This window comes from Pseudomonas sp. PDNC002, assembly GCF_016919445.1.
Classification (GTDB): Bacteria; Pseudomonadota; Gammaproteobacteria; order Pseudomonadales; family Pseudomonadaceae; genus Pseudomonas.
Map to the genome: position 1 here is coordinate 6,291,135 of NZ_CP070356.1, position 23,756 is coordinate 6,314,890.

Consider the following 23,756-nt stretch of genomic DNA (forward strand, 5'->3'; position numbering starts at 1 on the left):
GGCGGCTCCTTACTCTGACTTCGGCGCAGGGGCTGCGGACGGCGCGTCGAAACTGCCCACCGCGGCCGTTGCGGTGACTTTCACCGGCGCACCCGGCATCAGCTTGCCGGCACCGTCGACGACCACCTGCTCTCCTCCCTTGAGCCCGTCCTCTACGCGCCAGAACTCACCGGCAGGTTCGGCCATCTGCACCGGCCGCGCCTCCGCCTTGCCATCGGCGCCAACGACATACACGAAGTCGCCCTTTGGGCCATGCATGACCGCGCGCTGCGGTACCTGGATCGCGTTGGTGTAACTCGCGCCCTGGAGGGTGATGCGTACGAACTGCCCCGGATGCAGATCGCCCTTGGGGTTGGCGAAATCGGCGCGAACCATGAAGGTTCCGGTCTGCTGGTTGAAGGAGGTCGAGGTGAAGGTCACCACGCCGCTCTGGGGATAGCTGGAACCGTCCGCCATCAGCAGCTCGGCCTGCAGTCGTCCATCGGCCGGCATGCTCAGTCGGCCGCTTTCGCGCAGGCTGCGTATGGCCAGGAACTGTTCCTCGCTGACGCTCAGCACCACGCGCATCGGATCGAGTGTCGATACCGTCGTCAGCAGGCTGTTGCTGGCATTGACGTAGGTACCGTCATTCACCTGTGCATAGTCACTGATGCCATCCACCGGCGAACGGATGTAGGTGTAGGAGAGATTCAGCTCCTGGGTCTTCACCTGGGCCTGCGCAGCTTCCATGGAAGCCTCCGCGGCCTTGGCGCTGCCAATGGCATCGTCACGATCCTTCGGGCTCAACGCCTTTTCGGCGGCCAGCGGCAGCACGCGATCGAGGTTTGCCTTGGCACGGTCATAGCGCGCCTTCTGTGCGGCGTATTCGGCCTTGGCGGATGCCAGCTCGGCCAGGAAAGGCGCATGGTCGATCTCGAACAGCAACTGGCCGGTCTTTACCACCGAGCCTTCGGTGTAGTTGCGCTTGATCAGGAAGCCGTTCACTCGCGCTCGAATGTCCACACCCTGGGGGCTTTGCGTCTGCCCCACGAAGGTGAGGCTGGCGGGAAGGCTGGCGGGCTTCGTGGTCACCGTCGTGACGCCTACCGGCATGGCCGCAGGAGTCTTCGCCTGCGGACCACACGCCGTCACACAGGCGATGGCCAGTAATGCTGCGCAGCGGCAGCCGAGATCATTCAAGCGCATGGTTTTTTCCATTGCATATCGCCCATGGGCGAAAGGTCGTAAAGCGAAACTCCCGAGGGCACCGGGAGTTTCGCAACAGCGTTACTTGGAGGCTTTGGCGACCGAGGGCGCCTTGGGATGGGCAGAGACGATCTGCAGGGTGTCCTCGTAGGTCACGTTCACCATCTCGCCGACCTTCAGGTCGCGCATCTTGCTGCGCAGCTTCGCGTCATCCACGCTGACCACCTTGGTGGTGCCATCCGGACCTTCGAAGGTCAGCTCATGCTTCTTGTGGTTGATGCCGACGATCTTCATCTGCACGCGAGCCATGCGGAAAGCGTCGCCGCCCGGATGCGGATTGGTGGGAGTCGCAGTGACCGCGCCTTCCTCGCTGAAGCCACCCGGAGCCTGGGTCTGCACCGTGGTATCGAGGTCGAAGACGGCGGAGTGCACGACCAGTGCGGCGACGTAGTCGCCGGCATTCAGGTGGTTCAGGTCATCGGCGGCATCGGTCAGTTGCAGCGTGGCAGGGTGGCCCGCGCCGTCCTCGACGACGATTCGATGGTCCTTGGCGTCGACGGAGATGACCTTGGTCACGATTTCGTCGGCGTCGACCATACCGCCAAGCGGGATGTCCGCTGCCATCGCGTGGGCGGAAACGGCAATAGCCAATGCACTGATCAGCGGCAGGGATTTGAGGAATTGCATGGTTGAACCCTCCTTGGGCTCAGGGTGGGGAAAACGTGGTTCGCCGGCTGACGCTATTGGGCGACTCGCGCGGTATCGGCCACGGCGTTGCAGGTATCCGGGTCCAGGCAATAGGTGATGTACACCGCCTGGCGACCGCAGCCGCGAGCGCCGATGGTGTATTCCGTGCGGTTGCTGGCGTTGATCAGCTGTACCTGGGTGACCTTGCTGGAGAGCACGGAAGCGGTAACGTCAGGGCAGTTCAGTTCGAACTTCGCGCGGGACACGGTGGCGTTCATCGCCGCGTTCTGGTTCTGCGCAAGAAACTGCTGGTCGGACATGCAGCCGGACAGGCCGACACCCATCAGCAGCGATGGGATGAGGAGGACGCGTTTTTTCATGGCTATCGCCTTCTATGGGACGTGGCTGTTACAACGGCGCGCGGAGGCACGCCATCTGCCCTGGAGCAGGAGCGACTTATTCAGCGAGGGGCAAGGAGCGCGTGGTCTGCAGGAGGGCGATGGCGTCCAGTTGGGCCTCGATCTGCAGGAAGCGCAGCGCGCGTACCGGCGAGACTTCCTTGGCGATACGCTCGACGTAGGTTTGCTTGAGCGCTTCGCGGCGATCTTCCAGCTGGAAGACCCGCATTTGCAGCTCCCGCGCCTGGTCTTCGCTGACCGAGCCGCTCTTCAGGCTCTGCAGGAAATCCAGGTTCAGCGCGAGGGCGTCGGTATCGACCTTCCCCGCCTCATCGCGGTAGCTGTTGTAGATGGCCCAGAACGGCTCTTCTTCGGCGGGCGCGAGTTGGATGTTGCGCGCCACCACGCGGCGGCGGTTGTATTCGACGTCCGCCAGTTCGTTTCGGATTTCCTCCTGGTGCTGTTCCATTTCAGAACGGGTCTGCTGGTTCTCTTCATCGGCATCGACGAACAGCGGCAGACAACCCAAGGCAATAGCGGCGACCGTGGGACGTAGGGACATGGCGACTCCTGTCTGGAATGCCCCGATGGAGTGTCGCGAAGACCATCCAGCGGGAAGCGGAAGCCCCTACATTAGTCGGCAATTTCGACGCTGAAAGCAGGCGGGAACCAGTTAAGGACGGGCTTACAAATGTTGAGCCGAATTCCTACAGGCTCTGAAAGATCATCAAAAAACCGCATCACAATTCATACAATTGTCGCCATGAAAAACGGGCGTACCGGCTTCCCGGTACGCCCGCTGAAAAGCAGGAATTCGACGGATCAGGCCAACCCGGTCGCCTTCATCGGTTCAGCGATGCTTCCCGGCTTCGCCTCCCCACGTCCACAATCGGTCAGGGTCAGGTATTTGGTTTCCGGCGCCCAGGCGATGGAGACGATCGCGCCCAGCAACAGGATGCCGGCGAGGATCGCCATGGTCGGATTGAGGCCGATACCTGCCACGCTGACCGGCAGCAGGAAGGTACTCAGCGCCGAGCCCAGCCGGCTCGCCGCAGTGGCCAGGCCGATACCACCGGCGCGCACCTCGGTGGGGAAACTCTCCGCCGGGTAGACGCCCACCAGGTTGCTCACCGCCGACAGCACCAGGGTGAACAGCCCGAAGCACGCCACCATCAGCCAGGCCATGCTGCCGGGCAACAGCACCAGCACGAACAGCGAAGCGGCGAGGATCAGGAAGGAGTTGATCAGGAAGCCACGGCGGCTGAATTTCACGGTGCACCAGATGCCCAGCAACGCGCCTACCACCAACAGGGCATTGAGCATCATCTCGGTGCCGAAGCCCTCGGCCAGCCCCATCTTCTGCAGGATCGACGGCAGGAAGGTGTAGATGGCGAAGTACGGCATCACGATGCAGATGAAGAACAGGCAGTTGAACGCCGTGCGCTTGCGGTACTCGCGGCTGAACAGCGCCTTGTAGCCACTGTGCTTGCGATTGATGACTTCCTCGTCGATCTCCACGTTCGCACCCAGGTGCTTACGGACGATGGCACGAGCCTCTTCGACGCGGCCCTTGTAGACCAGCCAGCGCGGCGACTCCGGCGTGCCGATGCGGGCGATCAGGATCATCGCGGCGGGGATCGCCGAGGACGCCAGCATCCAGCGCCAGGCGTCGTCGCCCAGGGGCAGCATGGCGGTGCCGACAAAGGTGGCGGCGACGTAGCCGAAGGTCCAGATCACGCTGAACGAGCCCAGCAGCACGCCACGGTGTTTGCGCGGGGAGAACTCGGCGAGCATCGCGTGGCCGACGCTGAAGTCGCCGCCCAGGCCGATGCCGATCAGCACCCGGCAGAGGAACAGCTGCAGCGCGGATTCGACGTAGAACTGCATCACCGAGGCGATGGTGATCAGCACGAAGCTGATGAGGAAGATCTTCTGCCGGCCCAGGTGGTCGGAAATCCAGCCGAAGAACAGGCTGCCCATGAACAGGCCGAGCAGCGCCGAGCTGCCGATCAGGCCTTGCCAGAATGGCGTCAGCTGCATCTGTGGATTGATCAGGGTAAAGGCGATACCGATGAGGCCGAGGATGTAGCCGTCGGTGAAGTGGGCGCCGAAGGTGAGGCCGGCGATCTTGATGTGGAACCTGCCGATGGGCAGGTCATCGATTTTGACTGTTTGACCCGACATGATCGTCTCCGATTTTTTGTTATAGGAAACACAGCGAGGTTGGGCCGCCGCGCCATGAACAACGGCGCGGCGGCGGTGGCAGAACTCCTTGATTGGGGGGCGTCAGGCAGACAGGCCGCCCATGAGCAGGTACTTGATCTCCACGTAGTCCTCGATGCCGTACTTCGAGCCTTCGCGGCCCAGGCCCGATTCCTTGATGCCGCCAAAGGGCGCGACTTCGGTGGAGATGATTCCTTCGTTGATGCCGACCATGCCGGCTTCCAGGCCTTCGGCCATGCGCCAGACGCGACCGATGTCGCGGCTGTAGAAGTAGGCGGAAAGGCCGTAGGGCGTATCGTTCGCCAGACTCAGGACTTCAGACTCGTCACGGAAACGGAAGCAGGCGGCGACCGGGCCGAAGGTTTCCTCGCTGGCAATCAGCATCTGCGGATTCGCCTCGGCCAGCACCGTCGGCTCGTAGAAGGTGCCGCCCAGCGCGTGTCGACGTCCGCCGCACAGCAGCCTGGCGCCCTTCTCCAGCGCATCACCGACGTGCTGCTCGACCTTGGCCAGCGCCGCCTCGTTGATCAGCGGGCCCTGTTCCGTGTCGCCCTCCAGCGCATCGCCCACGCGCATCGCGCTGACCGCCTTGGTCAAGCGGGAAACGAAGGCTTCGTAGACGCGCTCCTGGATATAGAAGCGATTCACGCACACACAGGTCTGTCCGGTGTTGCGGAACTTCGACGCCATGGCACCGCGCACGGCCGCATCGATGTCGGCGTCGTCGAAGACGATGAAGGGCGCATTGCCGCCCAGCTCCAGCGAGACCTTCTTCAGCGTCTCGGCGGCTTGGCGCATCAGCAACTTGCCGGTGCGAGTCGAGCCGGTGAAGGACAGTTTGCGCACTGCGCCGGACGCCTGGATCGCCCCACCAATAGCAGGCGCGTCGCCGGAGACGATATTGAACACGCCCGCCGGAATGCCCGCCTCTTCCGCCAGCACCGCAAGGGCGAAGGCGGAAAGCGGCGTTTCTTCCGACGGCTTGAGGATCATGGTGCAGCCGGCGGCCAGCGCAGGGCCGACCTTGCGGGTAACCATCGCCAGCGGGAAGTTCCACGGCGTGATCGCCGCGACCACACCGATGGCCTGCTTGATCACGACGATGCGTGCATCGCCCTTGTGCGAGGGAATCACGTCGCCGTAGACGCGCTTGGCTTCCTCGGCGAACCACTCGAGGAAGCTCGCCGCGTAGGCGACTTCTCCCTTTGCCTCGGCCAGCGGCTTGCCCTGTTCGGTGCTGAGCAGGCGCGCCAGGTCGTCCTGGCGCTGAAGCATCAGCTCACCCCAGCGGCGGATGCGCCCACTGCGTTCCTTGGCGGTCAGTGCGCGCCACGCCGGCAACGCGCGTTCGGCGGCAGCGATGGCCGCATTGGTTTCCTCGGCGCCGCCACGGGCTACGTCGACGATCAGCGCGCCGGTGGCCGGGTTGCGCACCGGGTAGGTTGCGCCACCCGTCACCCATTTGCCGTCGATGTAGTGGCCGGTTTTCAGCAGCGCGCTCATGCCACCGCCTCCGTCAGCGCAAAGGCTTCGCGCATGGGGCGGGCGGCACGCAGGATGCGCTTGCCGGCGGTGTAGTCGTTGATCACGTCGCAGGGCGTGTAGTTGCGCTCCAGCTCGTAGATTTCCTCGTCATCCAGGCGGGTCTCCAGCGCGGCCAGGGCGCTGTCGAACTGCGCGGTGGTGTCCGCGCCAACGAGCATGCAATCCACACCGGAATGCTGCAGCACCCAGGCCTGGGCGATCTGTGCGTTGGATACCCCGCGACGCTGCGCGACGCGCTGCACGGAGCGGGCGATCTCGAAGGAAGCCTCGTCGGCGTACATCTGCTGGGTGAAGAAGTCGGTCTGGTTGCGCGTGGAGTTCACATCGCCGGTCAGCAAGCCGCGCGCCAGCGGGCTGAACACCGACACACCGAGGCCCTGGTCGCGGCAGAACGGGATCATCTCGCGCTCTTCCTCGCGGTAGGCGCAGTTGAGCTGCAGCTGCATGTTGATGGGCTTGACCCAACCGTTGCGCTCGCAGGCCATGAGGATTTTCGCCAATTGGCCGGTGAGCATGGTGGAGACGCCGATGTAGCGCGCCTTGCCGGCACGAACGATGTCGTTCATCGCGCCCATCACTTCTTCCACAGGGGTGTTCACGTCGTAGAAGTGCAGCATGTAGATATCGACGTAATCCATGCCCATGCGCTTCAGGGAGGCGTCGATGCTGTCCATGATGTGCTTGCGCGAATGGCCGCTGGCGTTGATGCCCGGGCGGGTGCCGTAACCGACCTTGGTGGTGATCACCAGGTCCTCGCGGCGCGCCAGGCGCTTGAGAATGCGGCAGACCACTTCCTCGCCGACGCCGGCGGAGTAGAAGTCGGCCAAGTCGATGAAGTTCACGCCGGCATCCAGCGCGTGCTTCACGATCGGTTCGCTTTTCTGCTCATCGAAGATCCACGGCTTCCAGTCCGGGGTGCCCATGTTCATGGTGCCCAGGCACAGCTTGGAAACCTGCAGGCCGGAGTTGCCGAGACGGATGTATTGCATGGCGCTTACCTCAGGCCTTGGGGGTGTAGAAGGGGTTGGCGATGGCGTTGACCACGTCGGCCAGCTGCGCGCGCTCGGGCTTGCAGCTCAGCGCCGCGCGGATCGCGGTGCGGCAGGCGTTGTAGTTGTTCAGGTAGACGGCATCGAGATCGTCACAGCCCGGGTTGACCCAGTTGGCGGTGACGATGGCCCATTCGTCCTCGGCTTCCGGCGGCAGGGTGCCGTCCAGCAGCGCTTCGGTGACGGCCTTGGCGATACCGGCCTGGGACGCGCCCCAGGTGGCGTTGGCGTGCAGGTCGCCGTTGATCTCGGCCTTGTTCACGTAGAGGGTCATCGGCTTGACCGGGATGTTCGGCTGGGCGATCACCATGAACGGGCAATGGCCCTGGCTGGGCGACGCGAGGCTGCTGGAGAAGGCCAGCCCGGCCGGGCCGCTGCGCGGACCGAGCAGGATGTTGATGTGCGCGGCGTTGACGCCGGGGCCTTCGAAACCTTCACCGATATACAGGTCGAGCTTTTTCATGGGGTACCTCATGGATCGTGGGGGTGTAAGAAAGCCCGGGCGCGCAGAGGCGGCCCGTGGCAAAACCGGCGGAGGCGCCGGGGGGGAAAGCGGTTTGGGATCAGGTATCGACGGGCGAATCAGACGGGTGCGCGAAAGCACCGGAGAGGCCGGAGTGCAGAGGACGGATCGAGGGCAGGGCAAGCAGGGAGGAAGTCATGTCGCGTCGCTCTTTGTTGTTGTCGATGAGCTGGTGCGACGATTTTTAGCACCGGGCCCGAACGGCCCGGTAACCACAAAAACTCAAGGAGCTATGACTTGCGCTCATAGCTCCGGAAGGGGCTTTAGGTCAGAGGCCGATGCGCTCGAAGAACCCCGGTTTCTCCACTTCCTTGCCACTGGCGGCGATGCTCACGGGCTCCTGCACTTGGCGCGTGGCGGGGATTTCCCGCGAGCCCAGCTCCTTGCCCACCAATTGCAGCGGGCCGGCACCCTGCCCCGCCGTGTGTTCGTACTTGGGCGGCGTGTGGGTCTCGTCGTAGCGCAGGTAGTAGACCTCGCCGGCGCGGGCTTCCAGGGTGAAGCCGGCGATCAGGGTGAAGTCCAGGCTGCCGCCTGCGAAGAAAGTCCAGAAGCTGCCCAGCAATGGACGGCGCATCTGCAGTGGATAACTGCCGGGAGCGAAGCTCAGGGCGAAGTAGCCGTTGCTCGGCAGGCTGCCGATCAGTTCCCTGTTGATAAACAGTCCGGGAGCTTCCAACTCCTCGTCGGACCACTGGTTCTGTGGCCGATAGATGTACACCGTGGCCTGCTGCGAATCCGTCGGCAACGCACCGAACGGCGGCCCGTCCACCGCGCCGAAGAAGGCGCCGGGCGAACTGCAGCCAGCCAGCATCAGGAGAAAGGCGCACAGGGCCAGTCGGAGCATGGAAAGTCCCTCTTATGGTTATGCCCGGAGCATAACCACGCCGCCACGCCTTGCCACCCGTCGAAAGTCCGGGTCGACGAGTTCACACAAACGCCAGGGCGAGCCCCGCTCATCCCAACCAGTTTGACACTGCTGCACCTAGGGCGAAGTATTACCCGGTATTACCTTTAACTACACAGGTGCCGCCATGGCCACTTCAGTCAAACTCGACGAGGAAATGCTCGCCCGCGTCCGCGAGCTGGCCGAACTGCGCCAGCGCTCGCCGCACTGGATCATGCGCGAAGCCATCGGCCAATACGTCGTGCGTGAAGAGCAGCGCGAGAAGCTCAAGCGCGACACCGAGCAGGCCTGGGAAGAATTCCAGGCGACCGGCCAGCACGTCACTGCCGAAGCGGTGGAGAGCTGGCTGAACAGCTGGGGCGATGAGGACGAGCAAGCCGCACCGAAATGCGAGTGATCTATGCGCCCGCGGCGCTTCGCGACCTCGACCGCCTGCGCCGATTCCTCCGGGAAACCAATCCCACCGCCGCCCGCCGTGCCGGCCAGATCATTCTCCAGGCCACCCAGGCGCTGGGGGCCTATCCGCAGATGGGGCGACTGATCGATGACCTACCGATCGAATTCCGCGAATGGCCCATCGACTTCGGTGACAGCGGCTACCTAGCCCGCTACCACATCGATGGAGAAACACTGGTCATCCTCGCGATCCGCCACCAGCGCGAAGCCGGTTACTGAACCCGAGTCAGGTCAGTTCCTTGAGCCAGAACATCATCGACTTGGCAGTCTCCCGTTGCTCGCCGATATCGCGCCAGTGGTATTCGGTCTGCAGGGAAGGTTGCGGAGTGAAGCCGCGCTGCAGCCAGAAGGCGTCCGGCGAGCGGTAGCTGACGGGTCGTGCGCAGTGCTCCAGCGGCCGCCGAAGGGCGCAGAAGGCCGCCCAATCGAAGCGACCCAGACCACGCGCAAAGCGCTCGCGTTCCTCGAAGAAACGCAGGTCGAGAGCGGCGCTGCGGTACTCCGGCAGAACCACCGACTCGCCAAAATAGAAGATTCGCTCCGGGTTCCAGCCCTGGGCCAGGAACGGCTGCTGGAAAGCCTCGGCCTCGTCCAGCAGCGGCAGCCCGGTCGAAGCCCCCACTACCCTGCCCTCATCGATCACCAGCACGCACAGGCTCCAGGCCGATCGCACATGGGCGTCGAGGTACCCGGCTTCATATTCCGGACTGCCGTCGTAGAGGTACGGATACTCGCGGAACACGGTGATGCGCAGTCGCGCCAGATCATCGACGAACGGGCGAAGGGCGTCGCCGCTAAGCAGGCGGAACTCGACGGGCATGATGGTTTTCTTCCGCAAAGGGCCGCAGCGGCGGCGCTGCAGAAAACCTAGCACGGGCAGCGCAGGTCGGTAGAGCTGGTGAGGGGCGGCGCGAACGGCCCAACGATGGATTACGACTCGGTAACCACTCGCCGCCGCGCGGTCGGTGGTGCAGGCGGAGCTGGCAGCAGGTGTCGCACCAGCCATTTGCGCACCGGCACCACGCAGCGCTCCTGCACCAGCACACAGCTGGTGACCATGAACAGCAGGAACAGCGGATACAGCCACAGCGAAAGCTGCTGATGCGTGGCCGATTCGACGCAGAAGGCCCAGTCGGCCAGGCAATCCCCCGGCGCACGGATCAGTTTCTCGCTGCGCGAGAATAACGTGAACAATGGCACGTGCAGCGCGAACAGCGACAGCGACGCCGCCCCCAGCCTTGGCGACCAGTGGCGAATCAGGCTGCTCTTCGGATCGCGCGGCAGCGCGCTCATGTACACCAGCATCAGCTGAGCCGGCAGCAGCAGGCCGTTGTGCAGCAGGAAGTACCAGAACTTGGCGCCGTGGGTGTAGAGATAATCGGCCAGCAGGAAATTGGTGAGGACGAAGGCTCCCATCACCACCAACATGCCACGCCCCGGCAGGCGGCCGGCGTCCTTGTATTCGCGGAACAGTCCGTAGGCGAGGATGCCGCTGAGAAACTCCGGCAGGCGCAGCAGCGGGTTGCGGTGCAACAGGCCGGTCCAGGGCATGCCGTAGTGCTCGCTGGCCACCAACAGCACCGGCGGGATCAGGTAGAGAATCCACAGCGCGAGCAACCAGCGCCATTTGTGCTTCATCCGGGCCAGGCGCGGCGCGACGAAGGGGAAGCACAGGTAGAAGAAGAACAGCGTCGACAACGACCAGAGCGGCGCATTGAAAGTCAGGTAGTAGGGGTTCCACGCCTGCAGCATGGTCAGTTGGAGAATGCTGTTGAACAGCAACTCGCGGTCGCTCATCCAGTGGTGGAACAGCTCCGGCTGCAGGCGGCCGATGGCCTCGTTGGTGTCATAGACGACGAAGCGCGGCGTGGCCTGGTCCAGGTCAGGACCGATGCCGAGCCCACTCACCAGCAGAAGCACCGCGATGGTCAGCAGGATCGAGAAGATGTGCAGCGGATAGAGATTGGACAACCGCTTGGTGAAGAAACTGCGCGGGCTCTCGCGCAACTGTCCGTCGGTGACATAGACGTGGCACAGCAGGAAACCGGAGAGCACGAAGAAGGTGCTGGTGGCGAAGAAACCGAGGGCAGTGATGTCATCGAGACCGGCGAATTTCTGCTCGGCCGGATAGCTGTGCAGGGTGTGGTAGATCACCACGTACAGGCCCATCAGGAAGCGCAACCACTCCAGCCCGATGAAACGTTCCTTGCGATTGGTCTCCACGCCTCTCTCCCTCTCGACAGACAACTTCGACGTCAGCGGCGGCGGTCGAGGAAATTCACCACCAGTCGATCCAGCGAGCCCCACACACGTTCACGCAAGCGCTTCCACCAGGGCCGCGCGCGCCAGAAACCCAGGTCGATCTCCCGGCTCTGCTGAAAATCGGCGGCGAGGCAGTCGGCTACCGCCGCGGTGAATTCTGGGTCGAACGCTTCTACATTGGCCTCGAGATTGAACCGAAGGTTCCAATGATCGAAGTTGCACGAACCGACACTGACCCAATCATCGACCAGTACCATCTTCAAATGAAGGAATCGCGGCTGGTACTCGAAGATCCGCACACCCGCGCGCAACAGGCTCGGGTAATAGCGTTGGCCAGCGTAACGCACCGGCGCGTGATCGGTCAGCCGCCCGGTGAGCAGCAGGCGCACGTCAACGCCACGCTGTGCGGCTTTGCGCAACGCCCGACGAACCTTCCAGGTTGGCAGGAAATACGGTGTCGCGAGCCACACCCGCTGGTGCGCGCCGCGCAGGGAGCGTACCAGCGCCTGGACGATGTCGCGGTGCTGGCCGGCATCGGCGTAGGCGACCCGCGCCAGGCCTTCGCCATAGTTGGGCAACGGCGGCAGGCGCGTCAGCAGTACCTCCTCACGCGGCTTCCAGGCCCGCACGCCGAAGGTCGCATGCCATTGGCGCTCGAACAGCCGCTGCCAGTCGGCGACGATACTGCCGGTCATTTCCACCATGACTTCGTGCCAGTCGCTGTGGTTATCCCGCGCCGACCAGAACTCGTCGGTGGCGCCCGTCCCTCCGACATATGCCACGCGCTCGTCCACCAGCAACAGCTTGCGGTGGTCGCGGTACAGGTTGCGCAGGCCGGACTTCCAGTTCAGCGGGTTGTAGTGGCGCAGCTCGCCACCCGCCTCCAGCAGTTGGCGCGTCCAGGCGCTGGACAGTTTCAGGCTGCCGAAGGCATCGAACAGGCAGCGCACCCGCACGCCACGGGCGCGGGCCGCCAGCAGCCGATCGAGTAGCGCTTCGGCGCAGCTGCCGCTTTCGACGAGATAGAGCTCCAGCTCGATCTGCCGCTCGGCGCTGTCGATGGCGGCGAACATATGCGGGAAGAAGCGCTCCCCGTCGTAGAGCAGGGCGAAGCGGTTGCCGCTTCGCCAGGGGAAGATCGGCCCGCTCACCGCGAGGCGAAGATCAGCACGGCGCCTACCGGCACCGATAGGCCGATGCTTTTCAGCCCGGCCAGTTTGCGCAACTGCGCCACGCCCGGTGCGAGACCGAAGTCGGCAGCGTTGATCACCAGCGGCTGCAAGGTCACGACCTGGAAGCGGTGCTCGTCCAGACGGGTGATCAGCACATCGGTGCGGTAATCCTTCGCCTGGCCGTTGAGCTCCAGGCGCAGCGGCAGGCGCATCTCCAGTTGCACGCCGCTGGCCAGATCAGTGATGGGGCGCAGGTCGAGGCGCGAGGTGATGCGCGCCTCGGGGAATTTCTCCGTGGCGAATAGCTGGTCGCGCAGGCGCTCATCCCGCAGCGGTACGCCGGTGCTGACCGAGTCCATCTCGATGCGCAGCTCGACCTGACCCTGTTCCTCCACCTTGCCGTGCATCACCAGGAAGCGGTTCACCTCGGCGATGTCGGCATTCTTGGTGGTGACGAAGGTCAGCCGCGAGGACTCGTAATCGAGGTACCAGGCAGCCTGGGCGGAAGCGGCGAAGCAGGCCGCGAAGAGGAAGGCGAACAGCGAGCGCATGAAATCCCTTACATGAAAAACGGATGGATCAACGGCCAACGATAGCGGCCCACCGTCGGCTTGCAAACCGACCGCAGTTGGGCAGATGCGAGCGGCAATGGTTCAGTCCGTCAGCAAGGCGGGAATCCCCGCTACCAGCGCATCGATGGCGCAGCGGATCTTCGACGGCATGTAGCGAGTCTTCGGCCACACCACGTGAACATCCTGCGGCGGCAGATTGCAGCGGCCGCGGACCACCACCAGCTCGCCACACTTCACGTGCCGCGCCAGCAGCCAGGAAGGCATTCGCGCCAGCCCGAAGCCGGCCACGGCGGCCGCGGAAATCGCCTGCAGGTCGTCCATGCTCAACTGCGGTTCGATGTCGATGCGTTTCGTGTGGCCGTCCTCATCGCGCAAATTCCAGGGTGAGGTGACGCCTGCGACGGAGTAGCTGATGGCGGCATGGCTGGCGAGATCGTCGAGGGACTTCGGCATGCCATGCCGCGCGAGGTACGAAGGGGCCGCGCCGATGCTGGTGTACTGCACGCCCAGCTTGCGCGCGGCCAGCGTCGCGCTGTCGCCCAGCGGGCCGATGCGCACGGCGAGATCGAAGCCCTCCTCGATCAGATCGACGCGGCGATCGGTGAAGGACATATCGATTTTCAGCGCCGGATAGTCACGCGCCAACTCCAGCATCAACGGCACCACGCAGAGGTGACCGAAGGAGATCGGCACGCTCACCCGCAGGCGACCACGCGGCTCCCTGCGTCCGCCTTCGAGCTCGGCGTGGGCGGCATCCAGCTCGGCCAGTGCGCGTACGCAGCTGTCGTAGAACACCTGGCCGTCCTCGGTGAGGTTCTGGCTGCGCGTGGTGCGTTGCAGCAGACGTACGCCCAGGCGTGCTTCCAGCCGGGCGATGGCCTTGCCCACCGCCGAGCGCGTGAGGTTCAGGCGCTCGGCCGCCACGGCGAAGCTGCCGGCGTCCACTACCTGGACGAAGGTGGCGATGCCATCGAGTCGGTCATCCATCGGACTGCCCATTTGAATCCTGACAAGCCCCAATGATGGGACGAAATGGAGCCAATGGGGAACCCTGTTCTTTTCCACAATGGCGGCTCGGAAACGGAGCCCTCCCCATGACTGCCATCCACAATCCCCGCAATCTTATCGCCCTGGCGGCGGTGTGCCTGTCCTCGATGATGTTCGGCCTGGAAATCTCCAGCGTCCCCGCCAGCCTGCCGGCCGTGGAGCGCGTGTTGCACGGCGACTTCCAGGACCTGCAGTGGGTGATGAACGCCTACACCATCGCCGTCACCAGCGTGCTGATGGCCGCCGGCACCCTGGCCGACCGCTTCGGCCGCAAGCGCCTGTTCGTCATCAGCCTGGCGCTGTTCGGCATCACTTCGCTGCTCTGCGGACTGGCGACCAACATGCCGGCGATGATCGCCGGGCGTTTCCTGCAGGGCGCCGCCGGCGGGGTCATGCTGATCTGCCAGGTGGCCGTGCTGAGCAGCCAGTTCAGCGACCCGGCCGAGCGCGTGCGCGCGTTCGCGGCCTGGGGCGTGATCTTCGGCATCGGCCTGGGCTTCGGGCCGATCATCGGCAGCGCCATCGTCGCCCTGGCCAGTTGGCAATGGGTGTTCCTGATGCACGGCCCCATCGCCCTGCTGACGATGGCGTTGGCGCTCTACGGGGCGGTGGAGTCCCGCGATCCGGACGCCGAGCGGCTCGACCTCGGCGGCATGCTGACGCTGTCTCTGGCAGTGCTTGGCCTCGTTTTCTACATCACCCAGGGCGCCGGAATGGGGTTCGCCAGCCCCGCGGCGCTGGTGATTCTGCTGGCCAGCATCGCCAGCCTGGCAGCATTCGTCCTGATCGAACGCCGTGTCGCCCACCCGATGTTCGATTTCTCCGTGCTGCGTATCCGCGCCTTCTCTGGCGCAATGTTCGGTTCGGCGGGGATGAACGTGAGTTTCTGGCCGCTGATGATCTACCTGCCGGTCTACTACCACGGCGTACTCGGCTACGACGACGTGACGGCCGGCTGGTCGCTGCTGGCCTATACGCTGCCGACACTGGTGGTGCCCCCGATCGCCGAGCGCCTGGCGCATCGCTTCCAGCCGGGCTGGGTGATTCCCGGCGGCATGTTCGTGATCGGCGTCGGGTTCTTCCTGATGCTCTGGGGCAGCGCCGTGGAACACGCCAGTTGGCTGACCCTGTTGCCCGGCTGCGTGCTGGCCGGCGTCGGCCTGGGCATGACCAACACCACGGTGACCAACACCTCCACCGCCGCCGTGCCTGCCGCCCGTGCCGGGATGGCATCGGGGATCGACATGAGCGCGCGAATGATCTCCCTGGCAATCAATATCGCGGTGATGGGGTTGATCCTGCTCTGGGGCGTCGCCGCGGGACTGCACGGTGTGGATGGCAGCGAGCAGCTGCAAGTGGCCGCCCGGATTGCCGCCGGCCAGTTGGGGCACGCTGACCCGGCCACCGCGCGCGCGGCGCTGGTTCAGGGCTTCGGCTGGGTGCTGGGCTACGGCGGCATCAGCGCCTGGCTGTTCGCAGCGGGCAGCTTCGCGGCGTTCGGCGCGCGCCGTGCGGCGCGGCCTACACTGGAGGTGGCCCGCCCCTGACTGACAGGAATACCGCCATGAAAACCCTCCTGCTGCTCGCCTTCGTGCTCATCAGCGCCTCCAGTTGCAGCGTCGGCTCCGGCTTTCGCTTTCAGCCGGAGCTGCCGGTCGTTGCTGTGCTGGTGTAGAGCGATCTTCGTCTGTAGCCAGCACTATGCCGTACGCTCCGCGAACGTGCCCCTCTCCCACAAGATCAATAGCCCCTCACCCTAACCCTCTCCCGCAAGCGGGAGAGGGAACCGTTCGGCGCAGGATGAAAACACAGCGTCAGCCGGCACAATCTGCCCCCCTCTCCCTCAGGAGCGGGGCGCGTAGCCAGGGTTGGGGTGAGGGCATGGGCAGGCGCGGACTCATCAAAAGAAAACCAATACTTCTACAGGTAAAGGATCCGTCACGGCGCCTGCTTGATGATTTGGCGGAACCCCAGCACCGCAAACACCGGCACCTCGGGCGTGATCGAAGGCACGTTGGCGACTTCCTTGAGCGGCTCCAGCTTCTCCTCCAGGTCGAAGTCGATCAGCTTGAGCACCAGCGGCTCCATGGTCGTCACTTCGATGCGGCTCTCGCTGGGGCGACTGACCAGCACCTCGGACTTGAGCCGGCGCTGCTGGCCGTGCAGGTCGAGATTGAAGTCCACGGTTTCCTGGCGCGACTGGCCGACCTGCAGGTCGTCGTAGCGGCTCAGGTCCAGCTGGCTGCTGATGATCGCTTCCGGGAAGCGCTCGATCTCGAAGAAGGAATTACGCATGCGCTCGTCGCGCAGCGCCAGGCCGCTGTCGATGGATTCCAGCGGCACTACGACGCGCACCGCGCCCTGGTCGTCGATCTGCCCGGAGAGGCGGTCGAAGCGTTGCACTTCGGCCATCTTGCCGCGCTTGACCGACACGAAGCTGATCCGCGAGGTGTCGCCATCCAGTTGCCATTCGGCCATCGCCAGGGGGCTGGCCAGCACCAGCACTGCGCACACGGCTCCTGTTACAAAAGAATGCATTGATCCTCCGAAGCGGGTCGCCCCGCTCCGTGGAACGCGCCCGTCAGTGGCTGCCCGATTCGGGCAAATCGTCCGCCTGGGGCATCAGCTGGCATCCCTCGCGCGCACTGAGCCAGGCGGCTGTCTGCGTACTGCCAAGGCCACGGGCGGTCACCCGCTTGCGCGCTTCGTCGTCGAGGAAGGCGCTGGTCGGCACGTACTGCTTGGTATAGGCCCGGCAATAGTCCGCCGAGTTCCCCATAACGTAGCGGCAGGAACAGTACTCCTTGGCGGTGTAGGCACCGATGATGCCGGGGAAGGCGGCGAGATGGATGCGGTTCTGCCAGATCACCACGGCCAGCGCGACGAGCAGCAGGGCGAGAACGCTGAGGATCGGATGGCGGCGGATCATGGCTGCACCTCCCCGTGGGCGAAGGCCGCCTGGGCAAGTTTGAGGAAGGCGTCGTGTTGGTAGCTGCCGTCGCGGTCGTCGGCGTAGCGGACGATCACCAGCTTCTGTTCGGGGATCACGTACAGCGCCTGGCCCCAGTGGCCGAGAGCGGCGAAGGTATCCTCGGGGGCATCCGGCCAGGGCGCCGGCGAGCCGGCCACCGGGCGGTTGAGCCACCACTGTCCGCCGGGGACCGCTTCATTGGGCTTCTTGGGATCGGGCTGGTACTCCGGGAACGGCGCCAGGACAAACTTCAGCCAGTCCTGCGGCAGCAACTGGCGCTCCTTCCAGCGTCCACCGCGCTCCATCAGCAGACCGATGCGTGCCATGTCGCGGGCAGTCATATAGGCGTAGGAAGAACCGACGAAGGTGCCGCTGGCATCGCGCTCCCAGACGGCGGACTGGATGCCCAGCGGCTCGAACAGCGCGGTCCACGGATAATCCGCGTAGGCCTTGCCGACCATCTCCTTGAGCGAGGCCGAGAGCACGTTGCTGTCGCCGCTGGAGTAGCGGAAGCGCTTGCCCGGCTCGGCATCGGAGGGGAAACCGGCGGTGAACTTCGCCATGTCATCGCGGCCACGGGTGTAGAGCATCGCCACCACCGAGGAGCGCACCGGCGCGTATTCGTACTCTTCCTGCCAGGCCAGGCCGGAGGCCCAGTGCAGCAGGTCGCGCATCTTGATGTCCGGATGTTCGGAGAAGGCCGGGTAATGCTTGGCGACGGGGTCGTCGAGCTGGAACTTGCCCTCGCCAAAGGCCACGCCAAGCACGCTGGCCATCACGCTCTTGCTCATCGACCAGGCCAGGTGCGGCGTCTCGGCGCGCGTCGGGCCGGCGTAGCGTTCGTAGATCAGTTGGCCATCGCGAATCACCACCACCGCATCGGTGCGCACACCCTTGCGGGTCGCATCGTCGCGGTCGGGGAAGGCATAGCTTTCGAAGGCTTGGACAGCGGCACCGCTGGGCGTGGCGCCGTGGGGCCAGTCGGCCTCGGGCCAGGTTTCGGCGCCGTGGGCGTGGCCACTGAGCAGACAGGTGGCGAGGGCCAGCGCGCGTAGCGCTGGCCGGAACGAAGTAACGGGCATCGGCGGGCCTCTTGTTATCAGGTCGGCCCGCACCCTAGCACGGTGAAGATGACGAATTAAGCGCCGATTGTGCCGTAATCAAGGACGATTGGCGCAATCGGTCAGCATGGAACCTGTCAGCGTGGCACCTGGTAATCGTCCGGCCCCATCAGGTCCATGCCGCATTGCAAGTCGCTGATCCAGTCGAGGAAGGCACCGATCATGGCCTTGCCCACGAACGGCCGACCGTGCTGCGGAACGATCATCTCGATGTCCATGCCGCGGACCATGTTGGCCCACAGCCGGCCAACCTTGTTCGAGGCCATGTAGCGACGGTGGAAACCTTCCATGTGCGGCACGTGGGCGGCGAAATCCTGCACGGGGCTGGCGTCGTCCACCAGGGAGGCACCCATGTCGCCGGAGAAGAGGATCTTGCTGACCGGATCGTAGATCTGGAAGTTGCCCACCGAGTGGAGGAAGTGCGCGGGGATCATCTTCAACTGGCAGCGCCCCAGTTGCACCGACTCGCCACGGTCAGGCAGCGGGATGACCCGGTCGTAGGTGGAAATGCCATGGCTGACTGCCAGGTAGTTGGCTGTCAGGTGCGGCAGGAAGCGCGCCCAGAGCTTGGAGCAGATGACCTTGGCGCGGGTGTGCAGCAGCCATTTGTCCAGCGCGGCGATGATGTCCGGGTCCTGGTGCGAGGCGAAGATATAGTCCAGGTCCTGCAGCGAGAACAGTTTCGAGAGTTCGAGGGACAGTGGCGTGTAGGTCAGGTCGCCGCCCGGATCGAGCAGCAGGCGCTTGTCGTGGTCAACGATGAGGAACTGGTTGGATTGCACACCGTCGCCGCTGACCAGATCGTCGAAACACAGGCATTGATGTTTACCGTCGTCGAACAACACGATGGGTTCGCGTCGCATGAGGGGATTTCCTAAAGCAGTGGGAGGGAAAACAGTGGGTAGCCCTGCGGAAATTTCTTGGTATCTCAGAAACATCTGTAAGGCTAACGTCCCCTCCCCAGGCCCTCACTGACGTGGGTCAAGGCCTATTGCCACCCTCGCTTTTTCCAGGCGCTTGGCCCGTGCGGCGCCGGCGATGGCGAGCACGCCCTTGTCGCGTTTCCAGACCTCCGCCAGCTCCGGATCGCCCGAGGCGAAGGCGGCATCCAGCGTCGCAGCGAGGCTTTCGAACTGGCTGAACACACCGGCCAGCAGCAGGTGGGTTTCCGGCTGACCGGCGGGTTGGCGGCTGACTTCCGCGCAACCGGCGAGCACGCCGACCAGGCGCAGGGTCAGCTCCGCGGGCCAACTGTGCTCGACGGCGAGGCCATAGAGCCACGCGCAGATCGCGGCCAGCACATGGGTGTCTTCAAGGGTGCGGAACGGTTTGCTGTAGCTCTCCCAGCCATCGCCGGGCAAACGCTCGCAATGGGCGCCGTCGAGCAGCAGGCGGGCGTGGGGGATGTCCGGCATCAGCGGCAGGGCCGGCAGTGTCTCCAGCTTCGCACCGGGTGCACCGGCCTGGACGACGGTCATGGCGATGCGCGGAGACTGCCCCTCTTCCTCATCGCGCGCGGCGACCAGCCACCAGGCGGCGCTCTCGGCGGCGGTGGCGAAGTCCTTGCGGCCGTGCAGCACCAGGCCGTCGAGGCGCGTCTGCAAGTCGGCGGGACGCACGCTCTTCCTCTCCGTCACGCAGAGCGCGCCAAGGCTGAGCGGGGCCGCTGGCCAGAGTGCGCGCAGGGCGGCCTGATAACCGGCGAGGAAGGCCAGGCCCGGCGAAGTCGCCAGGCGTCCGCCGAGCACCGCCAGCTCGAAGCTGCCCGCATGGCCTGCGCGCGCAAGCAACTCGGCATACCAGTCGTCCAGGGCCAGCCCGATCGGTAACCGTTCCTGCTGGCCTATCAGGCATTTCCAGGTCATCGAGGCACTCCTTCCTTCGAGGTCGTTGTTGTTGTCATACAAGCATCACCGCATCGTCACGGAGGTGACACCGGTCATTCCTAGCCTGAGCTTGCACAACAAAGCCGACCGGCCGCAACCCGCATGGCCGGTTCACGGAGGCACTCGCATGAGTCAGATCGCCCTCTCCTGTGACACCCCCGCAGAACGCCGTCTGAAGGCCGTGCGTCTGCGCGGCGCCCGCGCCCTGCGCGAAGCCCAGGCCCTGCGCTACCGCGTGTTCAGCAGCGAGTTCGATGCCCAGCTCAAGGGCGCGGACCAAGGCCTGGACATGGACGATTACGACCGCCACTGCGCACACATCGGCGTACGCGACCTGAACACCGGCGCGCTGGTGGCCACCACGCGCCTGCTCGATCACCGCGCCGCGCAGCGCCTGGGGCGCTACTACAGCGAAGAGGAATTCGCCCTCGACGGCCTGGACAACCTGCAAGGCCCGGTGCTGGAAATTGGCCGCACCTGCGTCGACCCGGCCTACCGCAACGGCGGCACCATCGCCGTGCTGTGGAGCGAGCTGGCGGAAGTGCTCAACGAAGGCGGCTACCGCTACCTGATGGGCTGCGCCAGCATCCCCATGCGCGATGGCGGCATCCAGGCCCGCGCCGTCATGCAGCGTCTGCGTGATCGCTATCTGTGCCAGGAAAACCTGCGTGCCGAGCCGAAGACCCCGCTGCCGCAGCTGGACGTGCCGGACAACCTCACCGCCGAGCTGCCGCCCCTGCTCAAGGCCTACATGCGCCTGGGCGCGAAAATCTGCGGCGAGCCCTGCTGGGACCCGGATTTCGGCGTCGCCGACGTGTTCATCCTGCTCAAGCGCGACGAGCTCTGCCCACGCTACGCCCGCCACTTCAAGGCCGCGGTCTGATGCGCAGCCTGCGCGCCTGGCTGCGCGTTGCCCGCCTGCTGCTGGTGTTGACGGTGGGCCTCGCGCTGGCTGCCTTCGTCAGCCTGCTGGAGCGCCTGCCCGGCCGCGACTGGATGCCCCTGCGCCAGCGCCTGACCTGCTGGTACCTGGCGCGTCTCGGTGGCGCCCTGCCCTTCGACGTGAAGGTGCACGGCGAGTTGCCCGGCCAGCCGATGCTGTGGGTGTCCAATCACGTGTCCTGGGTCGATATCCCGCTGCTCGGCGCCCTGCTGCCGCTGACCTTCCTGTCCAAGGCCGAAGTGCGCCAGTGGCCGGTCGCCGGCTGGCTGGCGGAAAAGGCCGGTACGCTGTTCATCCGCCGGGGTTCTGGCGATGCGCGGATGATCAACGCGCAACTGGCCACGCACCTGTCGCGCGGGCGTTCACTGTTGGTCTTCCCCGAAGGCACCACCACCGACGGCCAGGGCCTGCGCACCTTCCACGGTCGCCTGATGGCCAGTGCCATCGAGGCCGGCGTGCCGGTACAGCCGGTGGCACTGCGTTACCGCCGCAACGGCCAGGCGTGCGAGTTGGCGCCCTTCATCGGTGACGATGATCTGGTCAGCCACTTGAAGCGTCTGTTCGACAATGATCGGGGAGTCGTGGAAATCCACCTGCTGCCGGCGCTGTCCAGCGCCCACCAGGATCGCAATCTGCTGGCGAAACAGGCGCAAGGCGCGATCCACGCCGTGGTGTGTGATATTCAGGAAGAGTCGGCCATCGCGGCCTGAGGTTCGCTGACGAAAGCAGCGAAGAGAATTTGGAGCCCGCCGTAACCTACGGCCGGCGGGTTCCCACTCTGACGAAACGGCTTTCAAACTGCGCCGGGCGACACCCTCGAGCCGCCCGGTGAAGCCTGAAAACAGTCTCCAGACGCCGAAGGCTCAAGCCTCCGGCGGCACGACCAGGATGTCACAATCCAGTTCGCGCAGAGCGTAGTCGGCGACACTGCCGATCAGGGCACGCTTGATTCCACCCATACCCCGAGTACCCATGACCAGCAGATCCGGTCGATGCTTGTCGACCATCCGCTGCAACACGTTGCCCGGCAGCCCGACGGCCACCAGTTGTTCGTCGATGCGTTCTTCCAGGTGCTGGTCGTGGAGGAACTTTTTCAGCTCGTCCACCGCCTGGCGCGATTCGCTGCTGACGAATTCGTCGATGCGCTCTTCGCTCACCCCGGAGTACTGCATCATGCCCTTGGCCAGCGGGCTGAAGGCGTAGACGCCACGGCGCACGGCGCCTTCTAGCAGGCCCAGCTCATCGGCCACTTCCACCGCGTGGGCCGAGGCTGGCGAGGTGTCCAGTGCCAGCAGCAGATCGCGGTATTCGCCGGCGGCCGGCTGGTTGACCACCAGCACCGGCACTTGCCCGGCGCGCAACACTCGCTCCACCGTGGTGCCGACGAAGATGTCGCGCAGCACGCTCTTGCGGTGCGCGCCCATCACCAGGACTTCGCAATTCTGTTTCTTTGCAGCGGCGAGGATCTGCTGATTCGGGTCACCGCGCTCCACCAGCAGCTTCGGGCAGGTGCCGCCCAGTTCGGTGAGTTCCACCAGGCGCGCTTCGAGCATCAGGCGCACCTGGGTGACTTCCTGCTCGACCAGCGCGGCAGGCTGGTCTTCATCGACCACGTAGATCACGGTCCAGGGACAGGCGTAGCGCTTGGCGAGCGCCGCCGCACGGTGCAAAGCCTTTTCGGAACGGCCAGACAGATCCGTTGCGACCATTAACGACTTCATCATGCTGTTCCTCTCGTCGTCCTTCAGATGTGTCTATTGCACACGCTATGGACCGCCGGGCGGTTGACGCATATCAAGTCAGGCCGGACCGTCCATCGATTTCGGCGGATTTCTGACGAAGGCCTGCAGTTCGGGATAGAACTCGCGGAAATCCGCGCTGAGTGGCACGTAGAGCCGCTCCAGTTCCTCCCAGGCGCCGTCCAGCAGGGATGGCCGCGACAGGCGCCGGGACATACCGGTCACCACGTCCTGCAACACCTCGAACTGCCGGTAACTGCCCAGCCAATCCTGCGCCGCCATGCGCGGTGCAATGCGCGCCAGACGCTCCGGCAGGCCGGGCGTGCGGCCCAGTACACCGTAGACCCGTTGGGTGAAGTGCTCCAGCGACTCCTCGGAGAAACGCCCCCAGTCACGGGCCAGGCAGTGGTCGAAGAACACGTCCAGAAGCACGCCAGCCATGCGCCGGCGCTCGCTGGGGAAACGTGTCTTGGCACTGTGTATCAAGGGATGACTGTCGGTGAAGGCATCGATGCGCCGGTGCAGGCGGATGCCCGCCTCGATCTCGGCGGGCCACTGGCCGGCGAGCGGGCCTTTGACGAAATCGCCGTAGAGGCTGCCGAGCAGTTGGGCGGGCCGGTCGCCGCCCAGATGGAGATGCGCGAGGTAATTCATAAGGTGAGCTTAGCGCGGAACCGTAGCCAACCTGTAAACGCCATGCCTGGTCGATGCGTAGGAGCAGCTGTCTTTTCCTGGGAAGTCCGTACCGATGCATCCCCCTCACCCCAGCCCTCTCCCTCAGGGAGAGGGGGCAGCCCGAGCCGGCTGACGCTGAGGTTTCATCCTGCACCTAACGGTTCCCTCTCCCCCTGGGAGGGGGTTAGGGTGAGAGCCGACCCGAGCGCAGAACTTTCACGCAGGAGCGGATTCATCCGCGATAGGTCCGTATCGCGCCGGGCGCCCATCGCGGACGGAGTCCGCTCATACGCCAGCTGGGCAATATCACCGATAGTGATCATTACTATCGCCCCAAACGAATTCATATCGCTTTTGACCGATATATAGTTCGTCCCAACGCGATATACCGATAC

General features: G+C 64.7%; 26 protein-coding genes. 5 read left to right on the top strand and 21 right to left on the bottom strand.

Annotation, left to right across the window (positions count from 1 at the left end):
• Positions 1-9 precede the first annotated feature (9 nt).
• The 9 genes from JVX91_RS28495 to JVX91_RS28535 all read right to left on the bottom strand — a co-directional run bounded on the left by JVX91_RS28495 (position 10) and on the right by JVX91_RS28535 (position 8,457).
• Entirely contained in the window at positions 10-1,185 is a 1,176-nt protein-coding gene (locus tag JVX91_RS28495) for an efflux RND transporter periplasmic adaptor subunit (protein WP_205337364.1), read from the bottom strand.
• 81 nt (positions 1,186-1,266) lie between these two features.
• Entirely contained in the window at positions 1,267-1,872 is a 606-nt protein-coding gene (locus tag JVX91_RS28500) for a hypothetical protein (RefSeq protein WP_205337365.1), read from the bottom strand.
• A gap of 53 nt (positions 1,873-1,925) precedes the next feature.
• Complete coding sequence (locus JVX91_RS28505) at positions 1,926-2,252, bottom strand: hypothetical protein (protein WP_205337366.1); 327 nt, start codon at positions 2,250-2,252, stop codon at positions 1,926-1,928.
• 76 nt (positions 2,253-2,328) lie between these two features.
• On the bottom strand, positions 2,329-2,832 hold the full coding sequence (locus tag JVX91_RS28510) for a transcriptional regulator (RefSeq protein ID WP_205337367.1): 504 nt from the start codon (positions 2,830-2,832) through the stop codon (positions 2,329-2,331).
• A gap of 260 nt (positions 2,833-3,092) precedes the next feature.
• Positions 3,093-4,454 carry an MFS transporter gene (locus tag JVX91_RS28515; protein WP_205337368.1) on the bottom strand — a complete coding sequence of 454 codons (1,362 nt, stop codon included), beginning with the start codon at positions 4,452-4,454 and terminating at the stop codon, positions 3,093-3,095.
• A gap of 102 nt (positions 4,455-4,556) precedes the next feature.
• The gene (locus tag JVX91_RS28520; RefSeq protein WP_205337369.1) at positions 4,557-5,996 is read right to left on the bottom strand and encodes an NAD-dependent succinate-semialdehyde dehydrogenase; all 1,440 of its coding nucleotides are present in this window, start codon (positions 5,994-5,996) and stop codon (positions 4,557-4,559) included.
• Complete coding sequence (locus JVX91_RS28525) at positions 5,993-7,027, bottom strand: aldo/keto reductase (protein WP_205337370.1); 1,035 nt, start codon at positions 7,025-7,027, stop codon at positions 5,993-5,995. Before JVX91_RS28525 ends, JVX91_RS28520 begins: the two co-directional genes overlap by 4 nt.
• Positions 7,028-7,037: 10 nt before the next feature.
• Positions 7,038-7,550 (bottom strand): formaldehyde-activating enzyme, encoded by a 513-nt coding sequence (gene fae, locus JVX91_RS28530; RefSeq protein WP_205337371.1) that lies wholly within the window; start codon positions 7,548-7,550, stop codon positions 7,038-7,040.
• A gap of 328 nt (positions 7,551-7,878) precedes the next feature.
• On the bottom strand, positions 7,879-8,457 hold the full coding sequence (locus tag JVX91_RS28535) for a DUF2846 domain-containing protein (protein ID WP_205337372.1): 579 nt from the start codon (positions 8,455-8,457) through the stop codon (positions 7,879-7,881).
• A gap of 187 nt (positions 8,458-8,644) precedes the next feature.
• On the opposite strand from JVX91_RS28535, the gene JVX91_RS28540 reads away from it, so the two are divergent.
• Positions 8,645-8,914 carry a ribbon-helix-helix protein, CopG family gene (locus JVX91_RS28540; RefSeq protein ID WP_024762620.1) on the top strand — a complete coding sequence of 90 codons (270 nt, stop codon included), beginning with the start codon at positions 8,645-8,647 and terminating at the stop codon, positions 8,912-8,914.
• On the top strand, positions 8,905-9,192 hold the full coding sequence (locus JVX91_RS28545) for a type II toxin-antitoxin system RelE/ParE family toxin (RefSeq protein ID WP_205337373.1): 288 nt from the start codon (positions 8,905-8,907) through the stop codon (positions 9,190-9,192). The genes JVX91_RS28540 and JVX91_RS28545 overlap by 10 nt, the downstream gene beginning before the upstream one ends.
• A gap of 7 nt (positions 9,193-9,199) precedes the next feature.
• Here the strand turns inward: JVX91_RS28545 and JVX91_RS28550 are convergent, their stop codons facing one another.
• From JVX91_RS28550 to JVX91_RS28570, 5 genes are all read right to left on the bottom strand, one after another.
• A complete protein-coding gene (locus JVX91_RS28550; RefSeq protein ID WP_205337374.1) occupies positions 9,200-9,793 on the bottom strand; it encodes a GNAT family acetyltransferase in 594 nt (197 codons plus the stop codon).
• A gap of 110 nt (positions 9,794-9,903) precedes the next feature.
• A complete protein-coding gene (locus tag JVX91_RS28555; protein WP_205337375.1) occupies positions 9,904-11,196 on the bottom strand; it encodes an acyltransferase in 1,293 nt (430 codons plus the stop codon).
• Positions 11,197-11,228: 32 nt separating this feature from the next.
• A complete protein-coding gene (locus tag JVX91_RS28560; RefSeq protein WP_205337376.1) occupies positions 11,229-12,386 on the bottom strand; it encodes a phospholipase D-like domain-containing protein in 1,158 nt (385 codons plus the stop codon).
• The gene (locus JVX91_RS28565) at positions 12,383-12,958 is read right to left on the bottom strand and encodes a YceI family protein (RefSeq protein WP_205337377.1); all 576 of its coding nucleotides are present in this window, start codon (positions 12,956-12,958) and stop codon (positions 12,383-12,385) included. Before JVX91_RS28565 ends, JVX91_RS28560 begins: the two co-directional genes overlap by 4 nt.
• Positions 12,959-13,060: 102 nt before the next feature.
• Entirely contained in the window at positions 13,061-13,966 is a 906-nt protein-coding gene (locus tag JVX91_RS28570) for a LysR family transcriptional regulator (RefSeq protein WP_205340128.1), read from the bottom strand.
• Positions 13,967-14,073: 107 nt separating this feature from the next.
• Between JVX91_RS28570 and JVX91_RS28575 the strand changes: the two genes are divergently transcribed.
• Positions 14,074-15,573 carry an MFS transporter gene (locus JVX91_RS28575; RefSeq protein WP_205337378.1) on the top strand — a complete coding sequence of 500 codons (1,500 nt, stop codon included), beginning with the start codon at positions 14,074-14,076 and terminating at the stop codon, positions 15,571-15,573.
• A gap of 391 nt (positions 15,574-15,964) precedes the next feature.
• Here the strand turns inward: JVX91_RS28575 and JVX91_RS28580 are convergent, their stop codons facing one another.
• The 5 genes from JVX91_RS28580 to JVX91_RS28600 form a co-directional block, all read right to left on the bottom strand.
• Positions 15,965-16,564 carry a YceI family protein gene (locus JVX91_RS28580; protein WP_205337379.1) on the bottom strand — a complete coding sequence of 200 codons (600 nt, stop codon included), beginning with the start codon at positions 16,562-16,564 and terminating at the stop codon, positions 15,965-15,967.
• A gap of 43 nt (positions 16,565-16,607) precedes the next feature.
• Complete coding sequence (locus tag JVX91_RS28585; protein WP_205337380.1) at positions 16,608-16,955, bottom strand: amidase; 348 nt, start codon at positions 16,953-16,955, stop codon at positions 16,608-16,610.
• Positions 16,952-18,079 (bottom strand): serine hydrolase, encoded by a 1,128-nt coding sequence (locus tag JVX91_RS28590; RefSeq protein ID WP_205337381.1) that lies wholly within the window; start codon positions 18,077-18,079, stop codon positions 16,952-16,954. Before JVX91_RS28590 ends, JVX91_RS28585 begins: the two co-directional genes overlap by 4 nt.
• Positions 18,080-18,195: 116 nt before the next feature.
• Positions 18,196-18,981 carry an MBL fold metallo-hydrolase gene (locus JVX91_RS28595; RefSeq protein ID WP_205337382.1) on the bottom strand — a complete coding sequence of 262 codons (786 nt, stop codon included), beginning with the start codon at positions 18,979-18,981 and terminating at the stop codon, positions 18,196-18,198.
• A gap of 105 nt (positions 18,982-19,086) precedes the next feature.
• Positions 19,087-19,983, bottom strand: coding sequence for an acyl-CoA dehydrogenase family protein (locus JVX91_RS28600; protein WP_205337383.1), 897 nt, complete (start codon positions 19,981-19,983; stop codon positions 19,087-19,089).
• Between the two features lie 148 nt (positions 19,984-20,131).
• Here JVX91_RS28600 and olsB point away from each other — a divergent pair, with 148 nt between their 5' ends.
• Together olsB and JVX91_RS28610 are read left to right on the top strand one after the other, a co-directional pair.
• Positions 20,132-20,887, top strand: coding sequence for an L-ornithine N(alpha)-acyltransferase (gene olsB, locus JVX91_RS28605; RefSeq protein WP_205337384.1), 756 nt, complete (start codon positions 20,132-20,134; stop codon positions 20,885-20,887).
• Positions 20,887-21,657 carry a lysophospholipid acyltransferase family protein gene (locus JVX91_RS28610; protein ID WP_205337385.1) on the top strand — a complete coding sequence of 257 codons (771 nt, stop codon included), beginning with the start codon at positions 20,887-20,889 and terminating at the stop codon, positions 21,655-21,657. Before olsB ends, JVX91_RS28610 begins: the two co-directional genes overlap by 1 nt.
• A gap of 153 nt (positions 21,658-21,810) precedes the next feature.
• Here JVX91_RS28610 and JVX91_RS28615 read toward each other — a convergent pair whose 3' ends face one another.
• Positions 21,811-22,671, bottom strand: coding sequence for a universal stress protein (locus tag JVX91_RS28615; RefSeq protein WP_240201677.1), 861 nt, complete (start codon positions 22,669-22,671; stop codon positions 21,811-21,813).
• 75 nt (positions 22,672-22,746) lie between these two features.
• Entirely contained in the window at positions 22,747-23,340 is a 594-nt protein-coding gene (locus JVX91_RS28620) for an ACP phosphodiesterase (RefSeq protein WP_205337386.1), read from the bottom strand.
• Positions 23,341-23,756: the final 416 nt, after the last annotated feature.